Source organism: Pseudomonas sp. FW305-25, from assembly GCF_017351415.1.
GTDB lineage: Bacteria > Pseudomonadota > Gammaproteobacteria > Pseudomonadales > Pseudomonadaceae > Aquipseudomonas > Aquipseudomonas chlororaphis.
In genome coordinates this window covers 122,507-144,251 of sequence record NZ_JACNDE010000003.1, presented here as the reverse complement: position 1 = coordinate 144,251, position 21,745 = coordinate 122,507, and the positions used below count along the sequence as shown (strand labels likewise).

Annotated in this window: 27 protein-coding genes; 16 read left to right on the top strand and 11 right to left on the bottom strand. The window is 61.4% G+C overall.

The features are described from left to right. The first annotated feature begins 5 nt into the window (after positions 1-5). Entirely contained in the window at positions 6-1,448 is a 1,443-nt protein-coding gene (gene tldD, locus J4E58_RS04675; RefSeq protein WP_087091257.1) for a metalloprotease TldD, read from the top strand. 48 nt (positions 1,449-1,496) lie between these two features. Here the strand turns inward: tldD and yjgA are convergent, their stop codons facing one another. Beyond that, positions 1,497-2,018: a ribosome biogenesis factor YjgA gene (gene yjgA / locus J4E58_RS04670; protein ID WP_025806420.1), complete on the bottom strand. Its 522-nt coding sequence runs from the start codon at positions 2,016-2,018 to the stop codon at positions 1,497-1,499. Positions 2,019-2,126: 108 nt separating this feature from the next. Here yjgA and pmbA point away from each other — a divergent pair, with 108 nt between their 5' ends. From pmbA to J4E58_RS04640, 6 genes are all read left to right on the top strand, one after another. Further along, positions 2,127-3,473, top strand: a complete 1,347-nt coding sequence (pmbA, locus tag J4E58_RS04665; protein WP_007929896.1) for a metalloprotease PmbA — start codon at positions 2,127-2,129, stop codon at positions 3,471-3,473. A gap of 250 nt (positions 3,474-3,723) precedes the next feature. Next, entirely contained in the window at positions 3,724-4,119 is a 396-nt protein-coding gene (locus J4E58_RS04660; protein ID WP_007929895.1) for a hypothetical protein, read from the top strand. Beyond that, entirely contained in the window at positions 4,112-5,488 is a 1,377-nt protein-coding gene (locus J4E58_RS04655; protein ID WP_007929894.1) for an aspartate ammonia-lyase, read from the top strand. Before J4E58_RS04660 ends, J4E58_RS04655 begins: the two co-directional genes overlap by 8 nt. Before the next feature lie 27 nt (positions 5,489-5,515). Continuing rightward, entirely contained in the window at positions 5,516-5,965 is a 450-nt protein-coding gene (locus J4E58_RS04650) for a hypothetical protein (protein ID WP_062823663.1), read from the top strand. Position 5,966: 1 nt separating this feature from the next. Then, the gene (locus tag J4E58_RS04645) at positions 5,967-6,578 is read left to right on the top strand and encodes a superoxide dismutase (protein WP_009042191.1); all 612 of its coding nucleotides are present in this window, start codon (positions 5,967-5,969) and stop codon (positions 6,576-6,578) included. A gap of 32 nt (positions 6,579-6,610) precedes the next feature. Beyond that, entirely contained in the window at positions 6,611-7,504 is an 894-nt protein-coding gene (locus J4E58_RS04640; RefSeq protein WP_063428373.1) for a ZIP family metal transporter, read from the top strand. Positions 7,505-7,535: 31 nt separating this feature from the next. Here J4E58_RS04640 and J4E58_RS04635 read toward each other — a convergent pair whose 3' ends face one another. The 10 genes from J4E58_RS04635 to J4E58_RS04590 all read right to left on the bottom strand — a co-directional run bounded on the left by J4E58_RS04635 (position 7,536) and on the right by J4E58_RS04590 (position 14,559). Next, positions 7,536-7,808, bottom strand: a complete 273-nt coding sequence (locus tag J4E58_RS04635; protein ID WP_007929877.1) for an HPr family phosphocarrier protein — start codon at positions 7,806-7,808, stop codon at positions 7,536-7,538. Positions 7,809-7,824: 16 nt separating this feature from the next. Then, positions 7,825-8,682, bottom strand: coding sequence for an RNase adapter RapZ (gene rapZ, locus J4E58_RS04630; RefSeq protein WP_007929875.1), 858 nt, complete (start codon positions 8,680-8,682; stop codon positions 7,825-7,827). 2 nt (positions 8,683-8,684) lie between these two features. Then, positions 8,685-9,149 (bottom strand): PTS IIA-like nitrogen regulatory protein PtsN, encoded by a 465-nt coding sequence (ptsN, locus tag J4E58_RS04625; protein ID WP_007929873.1) that lies wholly within the window; start codon positions 9,147-9,149, stop codon positions 8,685-8,687. A gap of 12 nt (positions 9,150-9,161) precedes the next feature. Further along, on the bottom strand, positions 9,162-9,467 hold the full coding sequence (gene hpf / locus J4E58_RS04620) for a ribosome hibernation-promoting factor, HPF/YfiA family (RefSeq protein WP_007929872.1): 306 nt from the start codon (positions 9,465-9,467) through the stop codon (positions 9,162-9,164). 79 nt (positions 9,468-9,546) lie between these two features. Then, a complete protein-coding gene (locus tag J4E58_RS04615) occupies positions 9,547-11,040 on the bottom strand; it encodes an RNA polymerase factor sigma-54 (RefSeq protein ID WP_009042194.1) in 1,494 nt (497 codons plus the stop codon). A 182-nt stretch (positions 11,041-11,222) separates the two neighbouring features. After that, entirely contained in the window at positions 11,223-11,948 is a 726-nt protein-coding gene (gene lptB, locus J4E58_RS04610; protein WP_007929870.1) for an LPS export ABC transporter ATP-binding protein, read from the bottom strand. Beyond that, the gene (gene lptA, locus J4E58_RS04605; protein ID WP_007929869.1) at positions 11,948-12,493 is read right to left on the bottom strand and encodes a lipopolysaccharide transport periplasmic protein LptA; all 546 of its coding nucleotides are present in this window, start codon (positions 12,491-12,493) and stop codon (positions 11,948-11,950) included. The genes lptB and lptA overlap by 1 nt, the downstream gene beginning before the upstream one ends. After that, on the bottom strand, positions 12,480-13,052 hold the full coding sequence (gene lptC, locus J4E58_RS04600; RefSeq protein ID WP_007929868.1) for an LPS export ABC transporter periplasmic protein LptC: 573 nt from the start codon (positions 13,050-13,052) through the stop codon (positions 12,480-12,482). Before lptC ends, lptA begins: the two co-directional genes overlap by 14 nt. Before the next feature lie 8 nt (positions 13,053-13,060). After that, entirely contained in the window at positions 13,061-13,585 is a 525-nt protein-coding gene (locus J4E58_RS04595; protein ID WP_007929867.1) for an HAD family hydrolase, read from the bottom strand. Beyond that, positions 13,585-14,559 (bottom strand): KpsF/GutQ family sugar-phosphate isomerase, encoded by a 975-nt coding sequence (locus tag J4E58_RS04590; RefSeq protein ID WP_007929866.1) that lies wholly within the window; start codon positions 14,557-14,559, stop codon positions 13,585-13,587. Before J4E58_RS04590 ends, J4E58_RS04595 begins: the two co-directional genes overlap by 1 nt. 275 nt (positions 14,560-14,834) lie before the next feature. On the opposite strand from J4E58_RS04590, the gene J4E58_RS04585 reads away from it, so the two are divergent. From J4E58_RS04585 to hisD, 9 genes are all read left to right on the top strand, one after another. After that, the gene (locus J4E58_RS04585; RefSeq protein WP_009042197.1) at positions 14,835-15,644 is read left to right on the top strand and encodes an ATP-binding cassette domain-containing protein; all 810 of its coding nucleotides are present in this window, start codon (positions 14,835-14,837) and stop codon (positions 15,642-15,644) included. Then, positions 15,644-16,441 carry a lipid asymmetry maintenance ABC transporter permease subunit MlaE gene (mlaE, locus tag J4E58_RS04580; RefSeq protein WP_007929864.1) on the top strand — a complete coding sequence of 266 codons (798 nt, stop codon included), beginning with the start codon at positions 15,644-15,646 and terminating at the stop codon, positions 16,439-16,441. Before J4E58_RS04585 ends, mlaE begins: the two co-directional genes overlap by 1 nt. Then, a complete protein-coding gene (gene mlaD / locus J4E58_RS04575) occupies positions 16,441-16,908 on the top strand; it encodes an outer membrane lipid asymmetry maintenance protein MlaD (protein ID WP_007929863.1) in 468 nt (155 codons plus the stop codon). The genes mlaE and mlaD overlap by 1 nt, the downstream gene beginning before the upstream one ends. A 10-nt stretch (positions 16,909-16,918) precedes the next feature. Then, entirely contained in the window at positions 16,919-17,572 is a 654-nt protein-coding gene (locus J4E58_RS04570) for a phospholipid-binding protein MlaC (protein ID WP_007929862.1), read from the top strand. Beyond that, positions 17,569-17,874 (top strand): lipid asymmetry maintenance protein MlaB, encoded by a 306-nt coding sequence (locus J4E58_RS04565; RefSeq protein WP_007929861.1) that lies wholly within the window; start codon positions 17,569-17,571, stop codon positions 17,872-17,874. Before J4E58_RS04570 ends, J4E58_RS04565 begins: the two co-directional genes overlap by 4 nt. 115 nt (positions 17,875-17,989) lie before the next feature. Continuing rightward, positions 17,990-18,241, top strand: coding sequence for a BolA family protein (locus J4E58_RS04560; RefSeq protein ID WP_007929860.1), 252 nt, complete (start codon positions 17,990-17,992; stop codon positions 18,239-18,241). Between the two features lie 22 nt (positions 18,242-18,263). After that, entirely contained in the window at positions 18,264-19,529 is a 1,266-nt protein-coding gene (gene murA / locus J4E58_RS04555) for a UDP-N-acetylglucosamine 1-carboxyvinyltransferase (RefSeq protein WP_007929859.1), read from the top strand. A gap of 127 nt (positions 19,530-19,656) precedes the next feature. Next, positions 19,657-20,292 (top strand): ATP phosphoribosyltransferase, encoded by a 636-nt coding sequence (gene hisG, locus J4E58_RS04550; protein WP_007929858.1) that lies wholly within the window; start codon positions 19,657-19,659, stop codon positions 20,290-20,292. Positions 20,293-20,415: 123 nt separating this feature from the next. Then, a complete protein-coding gene (hisD, locus tag J4E58_RS04545; RefSeq protein WP_087091258.1) occupies positions 20,416-21,744 on the top strand; it encodes a histidinol dehydrogenase in 1,329 nt (442 codons plus the stop codon). Position 21,745: the final 1 nt, after the last annotated feature.

Here is a 21,745-nt window from a genome sequence, read left to right as displayed (position 1 = left end):
AGCATATGAGCGGGTTGTTATCTTCAGTCAGTGAACACCTTCTGGCGCCCGGTGGCGTGACCCTGGAAAGCCTGCAGGGCGTGCTCGGCGATCTGGCCGGCCCGGGTATCGATGCCGCCGACCTGTATTTCCAGGGGCAGATTTCCGAGTCCTGGTCGCTGGAAGACGGCATCGTCAAGGAAGGCAGCTTCAATCTGGACCAGGGTGTTGGCGTGCGGGCGCAATCGGGTGAGAAAACCGGTTTTGCCTACAGCAATGCCATCACCCTCGAAGCGCTCGGCCTGGCTGCCCGGGCCGCGCGCTCGATTTCCCGCGCCGGGCAGAACGGCACCGTGCAGGCCTTTACCACCCAGGACGTGGTCCAGCTGTATGCGCCGGACAACCCCCTGGAAGTCATCAGCCGCGCGGAAAAGGTCGAGCTGCTCAAGCGTGTCGACGCCGCGACCCGTGCTCTCGATCCACGTATCCAGCAGGTCAGCGTCAGCATGGCCGGAGTCTGGGAGCGCATCCTCGTGGCCTCCACCGATGGCGGCCTGGCGGCGGATGTGCGGCCTTTGGTGCGCTTCAACGTCAGCGTGATCGTCGAGCAGAACGGTCGCCGCGAACGTGGCGGTCATGGCGGCGGCGGGCGTACCGACTACCGTTATTTCCTCAGTGAAGACCGTGCCATGGGGTATGCCCGTGAGGCATTGCGCCAGGCCCTGGTCAACCTGGAAGCCATCCCCGCGCCAGCCGGCACCTTGCCGGTGGTACTGGGTTCGGGCTGGTCCGGCGTGCTGTTGCACGAAGCAGTGGGGCATGGCCTGGAGGGCGATTTCAACCGCAAGGGCAGCTCGGCCTACAGTGGCCGCATGGGCGAAATGGTGGCCTCGAAACTCTGCACCATCGTCGACGACGGCACCCTGGCCGGGCGGCGCGGCTCGCTGAGCATCGATGACGAAGGCACCCCGACCGAATGCACCACCCTGATCGAGAACGGTGTGCTCAAGGGCTACATGCAGGACAAACTCAATGCCCGCCTTATGGGCGTGGCCCGCACCGGCAACGGTCGTCGCGAATCCTATGCGCACCTGCCGATGCCGCGCATGACCAACACCTACATGCTGGGTGGCGAAAGCGATCCGGCGGAAATCATTGCTTCGGTGAAAAAGGGCATCTATTGCGCCAACCTGGGTGGCGGTCAGGTGGACATCACCAGTGGCAAGTTCGTGTTCTCCACCAGCGAGGCGTATCTGATCGAAGACGGCAAGATCACCGCGCCAGTCAAGGGCGCGACCCTGATTGGCAACGGGCCGGAAGCCATGAGCCGGGTGTCGATGGTCGGTAACGACCTGGCGCTGGACAGTGGTGTGGGGACCTGTGGCAAGGATGGGCAGTCGGTGCCGGTGGGTGTCGGCCAGCCGACCTTGAAGATCGATGCGATCACCGTGGGTGGCACAGGCGCTTGAGACGTGAAGCGGCGGGTGAGTTGCCGGGCAACCCACCCGAGTCGAGGCTCAGCGCAGGCCGCGTTGAGTCTCGTCCAGCTCGCGGATGTATTTGAAGATTTTACGGCTGGAGGCAGGCGGCTTGTTATGGGCCACCTCATGCTGGGCCTGACGGATCAGGGAGCGCAGCTGCTGACGATCCGCTTCTGGATAGTCGGTGACGAACTTTTCCAGGACCGCGTCATCGCCCGCGATCAAGCGATCGCGCCAGCGCTCCAGGCCATGGAAACGTTCGTTGTACTGGCGAGTCGAGGCGTCGAGTTGGTCCAGCAGCACCAGGATCGCGCTGGTGTCCTGATCGCGCATCAGCTTGCCGATGAATTGCAGGTGGCGTTTGCGCGCGATGTGGGCGACATGCTTGGGCGCATCCGCCAGGGCCCGGCGCAGAGCGTCGGTCAACGGCAGTTTGTTCAGCAAGTCGGGCTTGAGTGTTGTAAGGCGCTCGCCGAGGTCAACCAGAGCATGCAGCTCGCGTTTGACCTGGGATTTGCTTTTCTCCCCATCGAGGGAGTCGTCGTAAGAATCAACCATGGTGGCAGTCCGCAAAGAAACGCCGCCATGATAACCAGTCGGGGGCCGCTTGTCCGGCCCGGTCGCTCGAAGGCCTTAACCGAAAGCAGAATTTGAGTGGAGAAAACCATGAGTGCAGCACAAAGCGTCGGCCCGCAGGCTTTGCCGGCACTGCAGGAACAAGTCGAGCAGATCATCGCCGAGGCCAAGCGCCAGGGTGCCAGTGCCTGCGAAGTGGCGGTTTCTCTGGAGCAGGGCCTGTCGACTTCGGTTCGCCAGCGGGAAGTGGAAACCGTCGAGTTCAATCGCGACCAGGGCTTTGGCATCACGCTCTATGTCGGCCAGCGCAAGGGCTCGGCCAGTACCTCGGCCAGTGGTCCCGAGGCGATTCGCGAAACCGTCGCCGCGGCCCTGGCCATCGCCAAACACACCTCGGAAGACGAAAGCTCGGGGTTGGCCGATGCCGCCCTGATGGCCCGGGACGTGCCGGACTTCGACCTGTTCCACGCCTGGGACATTACCCCGGAGCAAGCCATCGAGCAGGCGCTGGCCTGTGAAGCCGCGGCTTTTGCCGCCGACAGCCGGATCAAGAACGCTGACGGCACTACCCTGAGCACCCACCAGGGCTGCCGTGTGTACGGCAACAGCCACGGTTTTATCGGCGGTTATGCTTCGACTCGGCACAGCTTGAGTTGCGTGATGATCGCCGAGGCCGACGGCCAGATGCAGCGTGACTATTGGTATGACGTCAATCGCCAGGGCCATCTGTTGACGGACCCGGTGACCATCGGCCAGCGCGCCGCGCAACGTGCTGCGAGCCGCCTGGGCGCCCGCCCGGTGCCGACCTGCGAAGTGCCGGTGCTGTTTTCCGCAGAGCTGGCCGGCGGTCTGTTCGGCAGCTTCCTGGGAGCGATTTCCGGCGGCAACCTGTACCGCAAGTCGTCCTTCCTCGAGGGCGCGCTGGGGCAGCGACTGTTCCCCGAGTGGCTGACCATCGATGAGCGTCCGCACTTGATGCGTGCCCTGGGCAGTTCGGCGTTCGACGGCGATGGCCTGGCCACTTACGCCAAGCCTTTCGTCGAGAACGGCGAACTGGTGTCCTACGTGCTAGGGACTTATTCCGGGCGCAAGCTCGGCCTGCCCAGCACCGCCAACGCCGGTGGCGTGCACAACCTGTTCGTCACCCATGGCGAGGAAGACCAGGCGGCCTTGCTGCGTCGCATGGGCCGGGGCCTGCTGGTCACCGAACTGATGGGCCACGGGCTGAACATGGTCACCGGCGATTATTCCCGGGGCGCGGCCGGTTTCTGGGTGGAAAATGGCGAAATCCAGTTCGCTGTCCAGGAAGTCACCATTGCCGGCAATATGCGCGACATGTTCAAGCAGATCATCGCCGTCGGTAACGATCTGGAGTTGCGCAGCAACATCCGCACCGGTTCGGTATTGATCGAACGCATGACGGTCGCTGGCAGCTAAGTCGTAACGGCGTCAGCGAAAGCGCGCGTCCCGCCCGGGGCGCGCGCTTTTTTATTGCCCGGTTTTTTTGAACGTTGACGATCCAGGTAGGAGCGAGCTTGCTCGCGAAGCGCATTGCTTGGCGCCGCATCCTTGTCTGAAAAAACGCTATCGCGAGCAAGCTCGCTCCTACAGGGAGGGGGGGGGGTGAGCTTGTTTTGATTCTCAATATCATATAATAATAAATCTCATTATCGTATGAGCCCAGGTCATGAGTTCTGCCTTGCACGAGCAGCCTTATCTCGAAAGCTGGCGTTGGATGAGTCGCCAGATCCGTTGTGCCCTCGATCCGGACGAGCCGCGCCTGATCGAGCATTACCTGGCCGAAGGGCGCTATCTGGCGTGTTGCACCGCCACCTCGCCCTGGCTGATCGCCGAAACTTCATTCCGCCTGCTGCTCGATACCGCCACCGATACCGCGCTGCCCTGGCATTGGCGCAGCCAGTGCCTGGACCAGGCCTGGCGCCCGTTGCGTGACCTGGAACGCCTGTCTTTCTGCAAATGCCGGCTCAAACGCTGGCAAAGCCATGCCTGGCAACTGGCGACTTGCTCGTTGCTGCCATCCATTCCCCTTATCGAACTGGTGCAAGGATTTCCCGATGAGTAATACCCGTATCGAACGCGACAGCATGGGCGAACTGCATGTTCCGGAGCAGGCGCTGTATGGCGCGCAAACCCAGCGCGCGGTGGATAACTTTCCCATCAGCCACCAGCGCATGCCGGCGCAGTTCATCCGCGCGCTGATCCTGGCCAAGGCGGCCGCGGCCAAGGCCAACGTTGAACTCAAGCAACTGAGCGAATCCCAGGGCAAGGCCATAGTCGATGCTGCCCAGGGCTTGCTGGAAGGCGACTTCATGCAGCATTTCCCGGTGGATATCTTCCAGACCGGGTCCGGCACCAGTTCCAACATGAACGCCAACGAAGTCATTGCCACCCTGGCCAGCCGTTTGCTCGGCGAACCGGTCAACCCCAACGACCATGTGAACTGCGGGCAGAGCAGCAACGACATCATTCCGACCACCATCCACGTCAGCGCCGCGCTGGGCTTGCACGAACAACTGCTGCCGGCGCTGGTGCACCTGGTGCAAGTCATCGAGCGCAAGGCGGTCGAGGTCCATCCCTTCATCAAGACCGGCCGCACTCACTTGATGGACGCGATGCCAGTGCGTATGAGCCAGGTGCTGGAAGGCTGGGCGCAGCAGCTCAAGGCCAATATCGGTCACCTGCAGGATCTGCTGCCGAGCCTGCAATCCCTGGCGCAGGGTGGCACGGCCGTGGGCACCGGGATCAACGCTCACCCGCAGTTCGCCGCGGGTTTCAGCCGGCAGTTGAGCAGCCTGACCCAGGTGCAGTTCACCCCGGGCAAGAACCTGTTCGCCCTGATCGGCTCCCAGGACACCGCGGTGGCGGTCTCGGGCCAGCTCAAGGCCATTGCGGTCACCTTGATGAAGATCGCCAACGACCTGCGCTGGATGAACTCCGGGCCGTTGGCCGGCCTCGGCGAAATCGAGCTGGAAGGATTGCAGCCGGGGTCTTCGATCATGCCGGGCAAGGTCAACCCGGTGATTCCGGAGGCCACAGCGATGGTGGCGGCCCAGGTGATCGGCAACGACACCACGATCACGGTGGCGGGGCAGTCGGGCAACTTCGAGCTGAACGTCATGCTGCCGATCATCGCCCAGAACCTGTTGAGCAGCATCGAGTTGCTGGCCAATTCCAGCCGCCTGCTGGCGGACAAGGCGATTGCCAGCTTCAAGGTCAACGAGCCCAAGCTCAAGGAGGCGCTGTCGCGCAACCCGATCCTGGTCACGGCGCTCAACCCGATCATCGGCTACCAGAAGGCCGCTGAAATCGCCAAGACCGCCTACAAGCAGGGGCGCCCGGTGATCGATGTCGCCCTTGAACACACTGATCTGTCACGCAGCCAGCTGGAGATCCTGCTCGACCCGGAAAAACTCACCGCGGGCGGCGTGTAAATCCCGACATTGCTTTGGAGGTTCACCATGGAGCACTGGAAACGCACGATCGAAAGGGCAAACCGTTTCTTCATGCAGGGCGACCTGGTGGATGCCCGCGAGTATTACTTGCAGGCCCTGGCCCTGGCGCAGGTGTTGTTCGAGCGCTGGAGCGATGCCGACGAAGCGGTGGCGGCCTGTGTCATCTCCCATCACAACCTGGCGGACCTGCACCTGCGCCTGAACCAGCCGGAGGAGAGCGCGGAGTACCTCTGCGCCATCCATCAGCGGTTGTTGCAGACCATGCAGGACAGCCGCCTGGCGCCGGCGCTGCGGGAAGCCGCGCTGCGCCAGAGCAGCAAAACCTATGTCGAGTTGCTCAACTTCATCGGTGAGCACGGTGAATACCCCCGTACGCATCGCCTGCTGGAGAGCAATGTCGCGCAATCGACTGCCGGCACCGCGACCCCGAATGCCCCTCATTACGGAGCACATTGATATGTCCTTTACCTTGCCTGCATTGCCCTACGCCTACGACGCCCTGGAACCGCACATCGATGCGCAGACCATGGAAATTCACTACACCAAGCATCACCAGACCTACATCAACAACCTCAACGCGGCCGTGGAAGGCACCGAATGGGCCGACTGGTCGGTGGAAAAGCTGGTGGCCGGGGTCCAGCAATTGCCGGAGAAGTTGCGTGCAGCGGTGATCAACCAGGGCGGTGGTCACGCCAACCATTCGTTGTTCTGGGCGGTGATGGCGCCGAGCGGCGGAGGCAAGCCAAACGGTGCGCTGGGCCAGGCGATCGACGAGCAGCTGGGCGGTTTCGAGAGCTTCAAGGAGGCCTTCACCAAGGCCGCGCTCACGCGTTTCGGCAGCGGTTGGGCCTGGCTCAGCGTGACCCCGCAAAAGACCCTGGTCGTCGAGAGCAGCGGCAACCAGGACAGCCCGTTGATGAACGGCAATACCCCGATTCTCGGTCTGGACGTGTGGGAGCACGCCTATTACCTGCGTTACCAGAACCGGCGGCCGGAATACATCAATGCGTTCTACAACGTGATCAATTGGCCTGAAGTAGCCCAGCGCTATCAGGCCGCACTGGTTTGAGCCCCCTCCTATAAAAAGACCTAAGGCTGACTATGGGCACTGAAACACTGACGATCAGCAGCGGGCGGATGTTTCGTTACGCATTCGGTTCGCTGTTGCTGTTGGCGGGTACTGCATTGCTGGTTGCCCAGGGCTTGTCCTGGCTGGACCTGGAGCCGCGCTTGTTGCGTGCATTGCAGGGTGGGGCGGTCTGTGCCCTGGGAACCGCGCTGGGGGCAGTGCCAGTGTTGGTCATTCGCAAGATGCCGCTGGCGCTGAGTGACACCCTGTTGGGATTCGGCGCCGGGGTGATGCTGGCGGCTACGGCCTTTTCGTTGATCGTGCCCGGGATCGCCGCGGCGGAAAAACTCGGACTGTCGCCCTGGGCGTCGAGTGGCCTGATCAGCTTCGGCATCATGCTCGGTGCCTTGGGGTTGTTTCTGGTGGACCGCAAAGTCTCGGGGGGCAACCCGGAGAAACTGGTGGGCACCCTTGAGCATCCGGTCATCCCGCCGCGAATCTGGCTGTTTGTGTTTGCCATCATCGCCCACAACATTCCCGAAGGAATGGCCGTAGGTGTTTCCGCGGGTGGAGGCATGCCGGAGGCGGACAGCCTGGCCATGGGCATCGCCTTGCAGGATGTGCCGGAAGGGCTGGTGATTGCTTTGGTGCTGGCTGGCGCCGGCATGTCCAGGGTCAAGGCATTCCTGATCGGCGCCGCTTCAGGCCTGGTGGAGCCGGTGTTCGCGTTGCTTTGTGCGTGGCTGGTGAGCCTGGCCGAGATGCTATTGCCGCTCGGGCTGGCGTTGGCGGCGGGGGCGATGCTGCTGGTGGTGACCCACGAAGTGATTCCTGAATCACGACGCAACGGTCATGAGAAGCTGGCCAGCCTGGGCTTGTGTGTCGGCTTTTGCCTGATGATGGTCATGGATACGGCACTCGCTTGAGTGCCTTTGCGGCAGGTTTATCTTGCCGACCTTACTCGCCTTCGTCGAAGAAGTTGTTGATCAGTGCCACCAGCGCTTCCAGCGCCTCCTGCTCCTGTTCGCCTTCGGTCTTCAGATGAATTCTGGTGCCCTTGCCGGCGGCCAGCATCATCATTGCCATGATGCTCTTGCCGTCGACCATCGACTCCGGCGTTCTCCCTGCGCGGATCTGGCAAGGAAACTGACCGGCCACGCCGACGAACTTTGCCGAGGCACGGGCATGCAGGCCCAGTTTGTTGATGATTTCAATTTCCAGAGCAGGCATCGCGGGGTAGATCCTTTCAGCTAAGGTCGCGGTGGCGAACCTGGACGTTCTTCAGGGACTTTTGCAGGACTTGGCCCAAGCGTTCGGTCAGGTAGACCGAGCGATGGTGGCCGCCCGTGCAGCCAATGGCAATAGTGACGTAGGCGCGGTTGCTGGCGGCGAAACGGGGCAACCATTTCAGCAGGTAGCTGGAGATGTCCTGGAACATTTCCTCGACGTCCGGCTGGGCGGCCAGGTATTCGGCAACCGGCTGGTCGAGCCCGGACTGGGCACGCAACTCGGGTTTCCAGTACGGGTTGGGCAGGCAGCGCACATCGAACACCAGGTCGGCATCGACCGGCATGCCACGCTTGAATCCGAAAGACTCCACCAGAAAGGCGGTGCCCGGCTCCGGTTGGTTCAACAGGCGCAACTTGATGGTATCGCGCAGTTGATACAGGTTCAGGTTGGTGGTGTTGACCTTGAGATCGGCCAGGTCGGCGATCGGGCCCAGCAGATGGCTTTCGTCCTGGATCGCCTCGGCCAGCGAGCGATTGTTGCTGCTCAAGGGGTGGCGGCGGCGGGTTTCGGAAAAGCGCTTGAGCAGGGTTTCTTCGTCAGCGTCCAGGTACAGCACATCGCACTGGATATGCCGGCTGCGGACTTCCTCGAGCAGTTCGGGGAAGCGCGACAGGTGGCTGGGCAGGTTGCGGGCGTCGATCGACACGGCGACCAGGGGCTGTGTCAGTTCGGTGTGGATCAACGCCCGTTCGGCCAGCTCGGGCAACAGCCCGGCCGGCAGGTTGTCGATGCAGTAATAGCCATTGTCCTCGAGTACATCGAGGGCGGTGCTTTTACCTGAGCCGGACCGGCCGCTGACGATGATCAAGCGCATGATTACTGACCGTTCTGTTCGTCCAGGACAACCTTGTACAAGGCTTCGTTGCTGGTGGCGCTGCGCAGTTTGTCGCGCACTTCTTTGCGGTCCAGCATGCTGGCAATCTGCCGGAGCAGTTCCAGGTGCGCATCGGTGGCGGCTTCCGGGACCAGCAGTACGAACAGCAGGTCGACCGGTGCGCCGTCGATGGCGTCGAAATCGATGGGAGCGTCCAGGTGCATCAGGGCACTGATGGGCGACTCACAGCCTTTGAGGCGGCAGTGTGGAATGGCGATGCCGTTGCCAAAACCGGTAGAGCCCAGTTTTTCACGGGCAATCAGGCTTTCGAAGACATCTTGCATCTCCAGATCAGGCACTTCGCGGCTGATCAGGTTGGCAATTTGTTCGAGGGCGCGTTTTTTACTGCCGCCCGGCACGTTCACCAGGGAACGGCCGGGGGTCAGGATGCTTTCAAGTCGGATCATGGGAGGGGAGTGTTAGCGACCCGTGCCTTGGAGAAGGTGGAGTTGCTTTTCCTTATGCTTTTTCAGTTGGCGGTCAAGCTTGTCCGTGAGCAAGTCGATTGCGGCATACATGTCGTCATGTTCTGCATTGGCGACGACTTCCCCACCATGGATGTGCAGCGTGGCCTCGATTTTCTGCTTCAGTTTTTCGACGGCCAGCGTTACCTGCACATTGGTAATCTTGTCAAAGTGCCGCTCAAGTCGGTCGAGTTTTTCGCCGATGTAAGCGCGCAGAGGTTCGGTCACTTCCAGTTGGTGTCCACTGATGTTGACTTGCATACAGCTTCTCCTTCGTTGCCAGTGCATAAAGCGGCAGGTCGATTGACCTGCCACTGGAACGCTGTGGCGAGCCCGGCGGCTACATCAACCGCTTCCGTTCGCTGGAAGGCGCGATCCCCAGGGATTCACGGTACTTGGCGACGGTACGACGGGCTACCTGAATGCCTTGTGCCTCCAGTAAACCAGCGATCTTGCTGTCACTCAACGGCTTTTTCTGATTTTCCGCGGCGACCAGTTTTTTGATGATCGCGCGGATCGCCGTGGACGAGCATTCACCGCCTTCGGAGGTACTTACGTGGCTGGAGAAAAAGTATTTCAGTTCATAAATGCCCCGTGGGGTATGCATGAATTTTTGCGTGGTCACCCGTGAAATCGTCGACTCGTGCATGCCGACTGCTTCGGCGATGTCATGCAGGACCAACGGTTTCATAGCCTCATCGCCGTACTCGAGGAAGCCGCGCTGATGCTCGACGATCTGGGTGGCGACTTTCATCAGGGTTTCGTTACGGCTCTGCAGGCTCTTGATGAACCAGCGGGCTTCCTGCAACTGGTTGCGCATGAAGGTGTTGTCGGCGCTGGTGTCGGCGCGCCGCACGAAGCCGGCGTACTGTGGGTTGACGCGCAGGCGCGGCACGGACTCCTGGTTCAGCTCCACCAGCCAGCGTTCGTTGTCCTTGCGCACTATGACGTCGGGGACCACGTATTCGGCTTCGGTGGATTCGATTTGCGAGCCCGGCCGTGGGTTGAGGCTCTGTACCAGTTCGATGACTTGGCGCAGTTCGTCTTCCTTGAGCTTCATGCGCCGCATCAGCTGGCTGTAGTCGCGGCTGCCGAGCAGGTCGATGAAGTCGCTGACCAGGCGCTTGGCTTCAGTCAGCCAAGGGGTCTTGGCAGGCAGCTGGCGCAGTTGCAGCAGCAGGCACTCGCCCAGGTTGCGGGCACCGATGCCGGCGGGCTCGAATTGCTGGATACGATGCAGGACAGCCTCGATTTCGTCGAGTTCGATGTCCAGTTCCGGATCGAAGGCTTCGAGAATTTCCTCGAGGGTTTCGTCCAGATAGCCTTGATTGTTGATGCAGTCGATCAGGGTCACGGCGATCAGGCGATCGGTGTCGGACATGGGCGCCAGGTTCAACTGCCAGAGCAGATGGCTCTGCAGGCTTTCGCCGGCCGAGGTGCGGGTGGTGAAATCCCACTCGTCGTCATCGTTGCTGGGCAGGCTGCTGGCGCTGGTCTGGTAGACGTCTTCCCAGGCAGTGTCGACCGGCAGGTCGTTGGGAATGCGTTCGTTCCATTCGCCGTCCTCGAGGTTGTCCACCGTCGGGGCGGTTTCCTGGTAGGAGGGTTCCTGGATATCGGTATTGGGTTTCTGCTCGGCGTTGTCGGCCAGCGGATCGGTGTTATCGAAGTCGTCGCCTTCTTCCTGGCGCTCGAGCATCGGGTTGGACTCCAGGGCCTCCTGGATTTCCTGTTGCAGGTCCAGGGTCGACAATTGGAGCAGGCGGATGGCCTGTTGCAGCTGCGGTGTCATCGTCAGCTGCTGGCCCATTCTGAGGACTAGCGATGGTTTCATGGCAGGGGCTTAACACCTTATTCGCCGGCGCACATGCGCCATCCACTACAGGGCGCGTGAGCGCCAAACATAAGCAAATTATATGCCTGAAACTGAAGTGTTTGCCTAGAGCGCTGTAACAATAAAAACAGCAGGGTTTTATTGGGGCGGGCGCTCTGGCGACCAGCCAAACACCTCAGGGCTTACAGGCGGAACTCATGGCCCAGGTAAACCTCCTTGACCAGCTCGTTGGCGAGGATGGTTTCGGCGTCGCCTTCGGCGATCAGTTGACCGTCGTTGACGATGTAGGCGGTTTCGCAGATATCCAGGGTTTCACGGACGTTGTGGTCGGTGATGAGCACGCCGATACCCTTGGCCTTCAGGTGGTGAATGATCTGCTTGATGTCGCCTACCGAGATCGGGTCCACGCCGGCGAAAGGTTCGTCGAGCAGGATGAACTTGGGGGCGGTGGCCAGGGCGCGAGCGATTTCCACGCGGCGACGTTCACCGCCGGAAAGGCTCATGCCCAGGTTGTCGCGAATGTGGTTGATGTGGAACTCCTGCAGCAGGCTTTCCAGCTCCTGGCGGCGGCCGGCCTTGTCGAGCTCCTTGCGGGTCTCGAGGATGGCCATGATGTTGTCGGCCACCGAAAGCTTGCGGAAGATCGAGGCTTCCTGCGGCAGGTAGCCGATCCCGGCGCGGGCGCGGCCGTGCATTGGCTGGTGGCTGACATCCAGGTCGTCGATCAGGATGCGACCCTGATCGGCCTGGACCAGGCCGACGATCATGTAGAAGCAGGTGGTCTTGCCGGCGCCGTTGGGGCCGAGCAGGCCGACGATCTGGCCGCTGTCGATGGACAGGCTGACGTCACGCACGACCTGGCGGCTCTTGTAGCTCTTGGCCAGGTGCTGAGCTTTCAGAGTTGCCATTACTGGGCCTTTTCGTCAGTTTTCTTTTTCGGCTGGATGACCATGTCGATCCGTGGGCGCGACTCGGTGACCTTGCTGCCGGTGGCGCGACCGGCGCTGGCCAGCTTCTTGTTGGTGTCGTAGACGATTTTCTCGCCCTGGGTGATGTTGCCGTCCTTGTCGACGACTTTGGCGCGGTCGATCAGTACGACGCGGTTCTGCGCGGCGTGGTACTGGATGGTCACACCGTAGCCCTGGACCGGCTTGGTGTCGCCCTGGGTTTGAATCTGCTCGAAGTAGGCCAGGTTGCCCACCGAGGTCACCACGTCGATATCACCGGTCTGGGTGCGAGTGATGGTCACGGTATTGCCGGTGACCTTCATCGAGCCCTGGGTGATGATCACGTCGCCTCTGTAGGTGGCTACGCCATTCTTGTCGTCCAGTTGAGCGTCGTCGGCCTGGATGCGGATCGGTTGCTGGCTATCGTTCGGCAGAGCCCAGGCGCTCACGCTTCCCAGTGCTGCGCCCAGACCGAGCAAAATAGGGAGGGTTTTAACGAGCCTCATACTGTCCTCTTACGTTCGATAGCAGGTTCATCCTGCCGTCTTTCAAATACGCTTTCATTCCCTTGCCAGTCGTCACGCCGCCGGCGCCGTCGATTCTAACGTCTTGATCGGTCTGCGCATATTGCTTCTGCGGGAATACTGTCATGCGGGTCGTGGTGATCAGCAGGTTGCGATTTTTCTCGTCGGTGCGCGAAACCCGTACCGAATCGATCAGCTCGACCTCGGTGCCATCCGGGTTGACTTCGCCGCGCTCGCTCTGGACATGCCAGGGGAAGGCAGTGCCGCGATACATCTGCAGGTCCGGCTTGGTCAGCAGGGTCACCTCGGTGGCCTTGAGGTGCTCGACCTTGTCGGAAGTCATTTCGTACTGCAGCTTGCCGTCGGGCAGGTACTGCACGCTACGGGCGTTGATGGCGTAGTAGTCGATGGCGCTTTCGTCGACCTGCGCGACCGGCTTGTCGAGGAAGCGTTCCGGGCTGATGTTCCAGTACCCCACCGCCAGGAACAGCACGGTGATGATGCCGAAGATCAGTATGTTGCGAATCTTTTTGCTCAGCATGGGAGGCTCTATAAGTAGGCGGCGTGGGCTGCTTCAAGGCTGCCTTGGGCGCGCAGGATCAACTCGCAGAACTCGCGGGCGGCGCCTTCGCCGCCACGGGCCTGGGTGACGCCATGGGCGTGTTCACGGACAAAACTGGCGGCATTGGCGACGGCCATGCCCAGGCCGACCCGGCGGATCACTGGCAGGTCGGGCAGGTCGTCACCCAGGTAGGCGACCTGTTCATAGCTTAGGCCCAGTTGGGCAAGAAGCCCGTCCAGCACCACCAGTTTGTCTTCGCGACCCTGAAACAGGTGGGGGATCCCCAGGTTTTTCGCCCGACGCTCGACCACCGGCGTCTTGCGGCCGCTGATGATCGCCGTCTGCACGCCCGTGGCCATCAGCATCTTGATGCCCTGGCCGTCGAGGGTGTTGAAGGTTTTGAATTCGCTACCGTCTTCGAGGAAGTACAGGCGACCGTCGGTCAGTACGCCGTCGACGTCGAATACCGCCAGCTTGATGTTCTTGCCGCGTTGCAGCAGATCCGTGCTCATTACATGACTCCCGCGCGCAGCAGGTCGGACAGGTTGAAGGCGCCGATCGGGCGATCGTCCTTGTCCACCACGACCAGTGCGTTGATTCGATTGTCCTCCATGATCTTCAGGGCTTCGGCCGCGAGCATTTCGGCGCGGGCGGTCTTGCCGTGAACGGTCATGACTTCATCGATGGTGGTGTGGTGGATGTCGATGGTGCGGTCCAGGGTGCGGCGCAGGTCGCCATCGGTGAAGACCCCTGCCAGGCGCCCGTCGGCCTCGACAATGACAGTCATGCCCAGGCCCTTGCGGGTCATTTCCATCAAGGCGTCCTTGAGCAGCGTGCCACGCTGGACCTGCGGCAGTTGCTCGCCGGCATGCATGACGTTCTCGACTTTCAGCAGCAGGCGCCGGCCCAGCGCGCCGCCCGGATGGGAGAAGGCGAAGTCTTCGGCGGTAAAGCCGCGGGCTTCCAGCAGCGCCACGGCCAGGGCGTCGCCCATGACCAGGGCGGCGGTGGTCGAGGAGGTCGGAGCCAGGTTCAGCGGGCAGGCCTCTTGCTCGACCTGGACGTTGAGGTTGACCTCGGCGGCCTTGGCCAGTGGCGAATCAGGGTTGCCGGTGATGCTGATCAACTGGATGCCCAGGCGCTTGATCAGCGGCAACAGGGTCACGATTTCATTGGTCGAGCCGGAGTTGGACAGGGCCAGGATCACGTCGTCCCGGGTAATCATGCCCATGTCACCATGGCTGGCTTCGGCCGGATGGACAAAAAACGCGGTGGTGCCAGTGCTGGCCAGGGTGGCGGCGATCTTGTTGCCGATGTGCCCGGACTTGCCCATGCCGACCACTACTACGCGGCCTTTGCTGGCCAGAATCATCTCGCAAGCGCGTACGAAATCTGCGTCGATATGTGGCAGCAAGCCTTGTACGGCTTCTATCTCGAGGCGGATGGTGCGTTGTGCCGATTGAATCAGGTCGCTGGATTGGCTCATGTCAGAAATCGTATAGCCTGATGAAAAGGCGGCGATTATAGCGGTAATGATCGATTCCCTCACGCAAGTTCGTCAGCCTTTGTCCTTCTATAGGCAGGAATTGTCCTGTAAAGCCTGTTTTAGGCTGTCGTGATCCTGAACGCGGATGGCTTCGGCCTTGGGGGCTCCGTATCAGCAGTGATATAGTTCGCCGCCAGTTCGGCCTGCCCTGGGTGCATGTACTCCCGGCAGGGAGCCAAGCGTCCGAGTGAGAGGCTGCATCGCAAGGAGTTTAGATGAGTGCCGATAACGCCTACGCGGTCGAGCTGAAGGGACTGTCCTTCAAGCGCGGTGCGCGCAGCATCTTCAATAATGTCGATATCCGTATTCCGCGGGGCAAGGTCACCGGCATCATGGGGCCTTCCGGTTGCGGCAAGACCACGCTCCTGCGGTTGATGGGCGCGCAATTGCGTCCCAGCAGCGGTGAAGTCTGGGTCAATGGCCAGAACCTGCCCAAATTGTCGCGCGGCGATCTGTTCGACGCCCGCAAGCAGATGGGCGTGCTGTTCCAGAGCGGCGCGCTGTTCACCGATCTCGATGTGTTCGAGAACGTCGCCTTTCCGCTGCGCGTTCATACCCAGCTGCCGGATGAAATGATCCGCGATATCGTCCTGCTCAAGTTGCAGGCGGTCGGGTTGCGCGGTGCCATCGACTTGATGCCCGACGAGCTGTCCGGTGGCATGAAGCGTCGCGTGGCCCTGGCCCGGGCCATCGCCCTGGACCCGCAGATCCTCATGTACGACGAGCCGTTCGTAGGCCAGGACCCCATTGCCATGGGCGTGCTGGTGCGCCTGATCCGTCTGCTCAACGACGCGCTGGGTATCACCAGCATCGTGGTTTCCCATGACCTGGCGGAAACCGCGAGCATCGCCGACTACATCTATGTGGTGGGCGATGGCCAGGTGCTGGGGCAGGGCACGCCCGACGAGCTGATGGATTCCGATAACCCGCGGATCCGCCAGTTCATGAAAGGCGACCCCGACGGTCCGGTACCCTTTCACTTTCCAGCGCCGGATTACCGCGCAGATCTTCTGGGGAAGCGCTGATGCGCAAAGTATCTTTATTGGAGCGAATTCGTCTGTTCGGTCACTCGGGCATCGACGTTCTCGCGGTGCTCGGGCGTTCGAGCCTGATGCTGTTTCATGTGTTGTTCGGTCGCGGCAGTATCGGCGGCGGCTTCGGCCTGCTGGTCAAGCAGTTGCATTCGGTGGGCGTGATGTCCCTGGTGATCATCGTGGTCTCCGGGATATTCATCGGCATGGTACTGGCGCTGCAGGGCTTCAATATCCTGTCCAGCTACGGTTCGGAGCAAGCGGTGGGGCAGATGGTGGCCCTGACCTTGTTGCGTGAGTTGGGGCCGGTGGTCACGGCATTGCTCTTCGCCGGCCGGGCCGGTTCGGCGCTGACCGCGGAAATCGGCAACATGAAAGCCACCGAGCAGCTCTCCAGCCTGGAGATGATCGGTGTCGACCCGCTCAAATACATTATCGCGCCACGGCTGTGGGCCGGTTTCATTTCCTTGCCGTTGCTGGCGATCATTTTCAGCGTGGTGGGCATCTGGGGCGGTTCGTGGGTGGCCGTCGACTGGCTGGGAGTCTATGAAGGTTCCTACTGGTCGAACATGCAAAACAGCGTGACGTTCAGCGATGACGTGCTCAATGGCATCATCAAGAGCATCGTTTTCGCCTTTGTCGTGACCTGGATCGCCGTATTCCAAGGCTATGACTGCGAGCCCACTTCAGAGGGGATCAGTCGTGCCACTACCAAGACCGTTGTGTACGCCTCGTTGGCTGTACTCGGCCTGGACTTTATTCTGACCGCCTTGATGTTTGGAGATTTCTGATGCAAAACCGCACCCTGGAAATCGGTGTCGGCCTTTTCCTGCTGGCTGGCATCCTGGCTTTGTTGTTGCTTGCCTTGCGGGTCAGTGGCTTGTCCCCGACCTCGAGCACCGATACTTATAAACTTTACGCATATTTCGACAATATCGCCGGTTTGACGGTCAGAGCTAAAGTGACCATGGCCGGTGTGACCATCGGCAAGGTCACGGCTATCGATCTGGACCGCGACAGTTTCACCGGTCGGGTCACGCTGCAGTTGGAAAAGCGCGTAGATAACCTGCCGACCGACTCCACTGCATCTATCCTGACTGCTGGGTTGCTCGGCGAGAAATACATTGGTATCAGCGTCGGCGGCGAAGACACGTTGCTCAAGGATGGCGGGACCATCCACGACACCCAGTCTTCACTGGTGCTTGAGGACCTGATCGGTAAATTCCTGCTCAATACCGTTAGCAAAGACGCCAAATGAGGATTTTTTCATGATCTCTACCTTGCGACGTAGCCTGTTGGTATTACTGGCGGCGTTGCCGTTGATGGCTCACGCCGTGGCGGCGCCTTCCGCGCATGATCTGGTACAGGACACCACCAACCGTCTGCTGGCCGACCTGGCCGCCAACAAAGAAAAGTACAAGCAGGACCCGCAGGACTTTTATACGGCGCTGAACAGCATCGTGGGTCCGGTCGTGGATGCCGAAGGTATTTCCAAGAGCATCATGACGGTCAAGTACTCGCGTAAAGCCACGCCGGAACAGATGCGCACCTTTGAAGAGAACTTCAAGAAGGGCCTGTTCCAGTTCTACGGCAACGCCTTGCTGGAGTACAACAACCAGGGCATCGTCGTTGACCCTGCCAGGGACGAGTCGGGTGACCGTACCAGCGTCGGCATGACGGTCAAGGGCAGCAATGGCGCGATCTATCCCGTGTCGTACACGCTGGAGAAGATCAACGGTGAGTGGAAGCTGCGCAACGTGATCATCAACGGCATCAATATCGGCAAGCTGTTCCGCGATCAGTTCGCCGATGCCATGCAGCGCAACGGCAACGACCTGGACAAGACCATCAACAACTGGGCTGGCGAAGTGGCCAAGGCCAAGGAATCGACCGAAAACTCTCCAGAGAAGGTCGTGAAATGAGTGAGTCGGCCGTCCGTCTGGGTGAAGCCGGCGAACTGCTGATCAGCGGTGTGCTGGACTATCGTTCCGGCCCGGGCCTGCGCAAGCAGGGGCAGGCCCTGATCGCCTCCAGCACCGCCGCGGCGCTGGTGCTCGACTGTTCTGCGGTGGAGAAGTCCAGCAGCGTCGGCTTGTCGTTGCTGCTGGCCTTCATGCGCGATGCCGCGGCAGCCGGCAAGGCCGTCAGCATCCGTGCGTTACCTGAAGACATGCGCGAAATCGCCGAGGTTTCCGGTTTGACCGAGCTGCTGGCGCAGCCTTAGCAACCCATCGACAAGCAAGCCCCCCGTCAGAGTCCTGCTATGCGGGGTTCGCAGGCGCGGGGCTTTTTTGTATGATGTCCGACCCGCGCGCACAGGGCGCCGATTGAGGTTGAGCATGCAGGCCAACGAAGTGAAGAGCTTCCTTGAAGGAAAGCTGTCCGAGACTCTTTCATCCGTTCAGGTAGAAGTTGAGGGCGAAGGCTGCAACTTTCAGCTGAACGTGATCAGTGACGAACTGGTGGCCTTGAGTCCGGTCAAGCGTCAGCAGAGCATCTATGCCCATTTGAACCCGTGGATCGCCGATGGCAGCATCCATGCGGTCACTATGAAATTTTTCAGCAGCGCGGCTTGGGCCGAGCGCACCTGAGCCCAAGGGCGTCGAGATTCTTATGGATAAATTGATTATTACCGGCGGCGTTCGTCTTGATGGCGAAATCCGCATTTCCGGGGCAAAGAACTCTGCCCTGCCGATTCTGGCTGCAACCCTGCTGTGCGATGGCCCGGTCACGGTCGCCAACCTGCCGCACCTGCACGACATCACCACCATGATCGAGCTGTTCGGTCGCATGGGCATCGAGCCTGTGATCGACGAGAAACTCAGCGTCGAAATCGACCCACGCACCATCAAGACCCTGGTCGCGCCGTATGAGCTGGTCAAGACCATGCGTGCCTCGATCCTGGTGCTGGGCCCGATGGTTGCCCGTTTCGGCGAAGCCGAAGTCGCGCTGCCTGGCGGTTGCGCCATCGGTTCGCGTCCTGTCGACCTGCACATCCGCGGCCTGGAAGCCATGGGCGCGGTGATCGACGTCGAAGGCGGCTACATCAAGGCCAAGGCGCCTGAAGGCGGCCTGCGCGGCGCGCACTTCTTCTTCGATACCGTGAGTGTGACCGGTACCGAGAACATCATGATGGCAGCGGCCCTGGCCAAAGGCCGCAGCGTGCTGCAGAACGCCGCCCGCGAACCTGAAGTGGTCGACCTGGCGAACTTCCTCAACGCCATGGGCGCCAAGGTTTCCGGCGCCGGTACCGACACCATCACCATCGACGGTGTCGAGCGCCTGCACTCGGCGACCTACAAGGTCATGCCTGACCGTATCGAAACCGGCACCTACCTGGTCGCCGCCGCCGTGACCGGTGGTCGCGTGAAGGTCAAGGACACCGATCCGACCATCCTCGAGGCCGTCCTGGAAAAACTCAAGGAATCCGGCGCCGAAGTCACCACCGGCGAGGACTGGATCGAGCTGAACATGCACGGCAAGCGTCCGAAGGCGGTCAACGTGCGTACCGCGCCGTACCCGGCGTTCCCGACCGACATGCAGGCCCAGTTCATTTCCCTCAACGCCATTGCCGAAGGCACTGGCGCGGTGATCGAGACCATCTTCGAAAACCGCTTCATGCACGTTTACGAACTGCACCGCATGGGCGCGAAGATCCAGGTCGAAGGCAACACCGCCATCGTCACCGGTACCGAAATCCTCAAGGGCGCTCCTGTCATGGCCACCGACCTGCGGGCTTCGGCCAGCCTGGTGATCTCGGCCCTGATGGCCGAAGGCGACACCCTGATCGATCGCATCTACCACATCGACCGTGGTTACGAGTGCATCGAAGAGAAGCTGCAGATGCTCGGCGCCAAGATCCGCCGCGTACCGGGCTAGTTTGCGTGATGGGCACAGGGACGTGCCCCAAGGTTTCGTTCCAAGTCGAGCCTGTGTTCAGGCTCGATGCGTGTCTGGCGCCATTTGCGACCGGGCATGAGTATCCTGATAAGGACTTACGTTTCCCATGTTGACCATCGCACTGTCCAAGGGCCGCATCCTTGATGACACCTTGCCGCTTCTGGCTGAAGCCGGCATCGTGCCCACCGAGAATCCGGACAAGAGCCGCAAGCTGATCATCCCCACGACCCAGGCCGACGTGCGCTTGCTGATCGTGCGCGCCACCGACGTGCCGACTTATGTCGAACATGGTGCCGCCGACCTCGGCGTTGCCGGCAAAGATGTGCTGATGGAATACGGCGGCCAGGGCCTGTACGAGCCGCTGGACCTGCAGATCGCCCAGTGCAAGCTGATGACCGCCGGTGCCATCGGTGCGGTCGAGCCCAAGGGCCGCCTGCGCGTCGCTACCAAGTTCGTCAACGTTGCCAAGCGCTACTACGCCGAGCAGGGCCGCCAGGTCGACATCATCAAGTTGTACGGCTCGATGGAGCTGGCGCCGCTGATCGGCCTGGCGGACAAGATCATCGACGTGGTCGACACCGGCAACACCCTGCGGGCCAACGGCCTGGAGCCCCAGGAGCTGATTTCCATGATCAGTTCCCGCCTGGTGGTCAACAAGGCCTCCATGAAAATGCAGCACGCCCGCATCCAGGCACTGATCGACACCCTGCGCAAAGCAGTGGAGTCGCGACACCGCGGTTGATTCACTCGCGCGGCGTCAGCCGCGCCCGTCTATCCGTGTCATAGCCAATTTTCTCAGGTGCCCGCGCGAATGGACTGGTAGCTTAGGGTGCCTGAGCATTAGCCATTCAATGAGGCCCTCGCTATGACCGCTCCCACTGCAATTCGCCGACTCAACGCTGCTGACCCGGATTTCGCGCATCATCTGGATCATCTGCTGAGCTGGGAAAGTGTGTCTGACGACTCGGTCAATCAGCGGGTGCTGGACATCATCAAGGCGGTGCGCGAGCGCGGCGACGCGGCGCTGGTGGAATTCACCCAGCGTTTCGACGGCCTGCAAGTGGCATCCATGGCCGACCTGATCCTGCCGCGCGAGCGCTTGGAACTGGCCCTGACCCGGATCACCGTGGCCCAGCGCGAAGCCCTGGAAAAAGCCGCGGCGCGGGTGCGCAGCTACCACGAAAAACAGAAGCAGGACTCCTGGAGCTACACCGAGGCCGACGGCACGGTGCTGGGCCAGAAGGTCACGCCGCTGGACCGCGCCGGCCTGTATGTGCCGGGTGGAAAGGCGTCTTATCCCTCCTCGGTGTTGATGAATGCCATCCCGGCCAAAGTGGCGGGCGTCACCGAAGTGGTGATGGTGGTGCCGACCCCGCGTGGCGAGGTCAACGAACTGGTGCTGGCCGCGGCCTGCATCGCCGGCGTCGACCGGGTGTTCACCATCGGTGGCGCCCAGGCCGTTGCCGCCCTGGCCTACGGTACCGAGAGCGTGCCGCAGGTGGATAAGGTGGTCGGCCCGGGCAACATCTATGTGGCCACCGCCAAGCGTCACGTGTTCGGCCAGGTGGGTATCGACATGATCGCCGGCCCTTCGGAGATCCTGGTGGTGTGCGACGGCCAGACCGATCCGGACTGGATCGCCATGGACCTGTTTTCCCAGGCCGAGCACGACGAAGACGCCCAGGCGATCCTGGTCAGCCCGGACGCCGCGTTCCTCGACCAGGTCGCCGCCAGCATCGCCAAGCTGCTGCCGACCATGGAGCGCGCACAAATCATCAATACCTCGATCAACGGCCGTGGCGCGCTGATCCAGGTGCGCGACATGCAGCAGGCCATCGACGTGGCCAACCGCATTGCTCCGGAGCACCTCGAGCTGTCCGTCGCCGATCCGCAGGCCTGGCTGCCGCAGATCCGCCACGCTGGCGCGATCTTCATGGGCCGTCACACTTCCGAGGCCCTGGGCGACTACTGCGCGGGCCCGAACCACGTGTTGCCGACTTCCGGCACGGCGCGTTTTTCCTCGCCGCTGGGGGTGTACGACTTCCAGAAACGTTCGTCGATCATTTTCTGCTCGGAGCAGGGCGCCTCCGAACTGGGCAAGACTGCCTCGGTGCTGGCCCGTGGCGAGTCGCTGAGCGCCCACGCCCGCAGTGCGGAATACCGGATCATCGCTGACCAGGAACAGGGGCAATAAG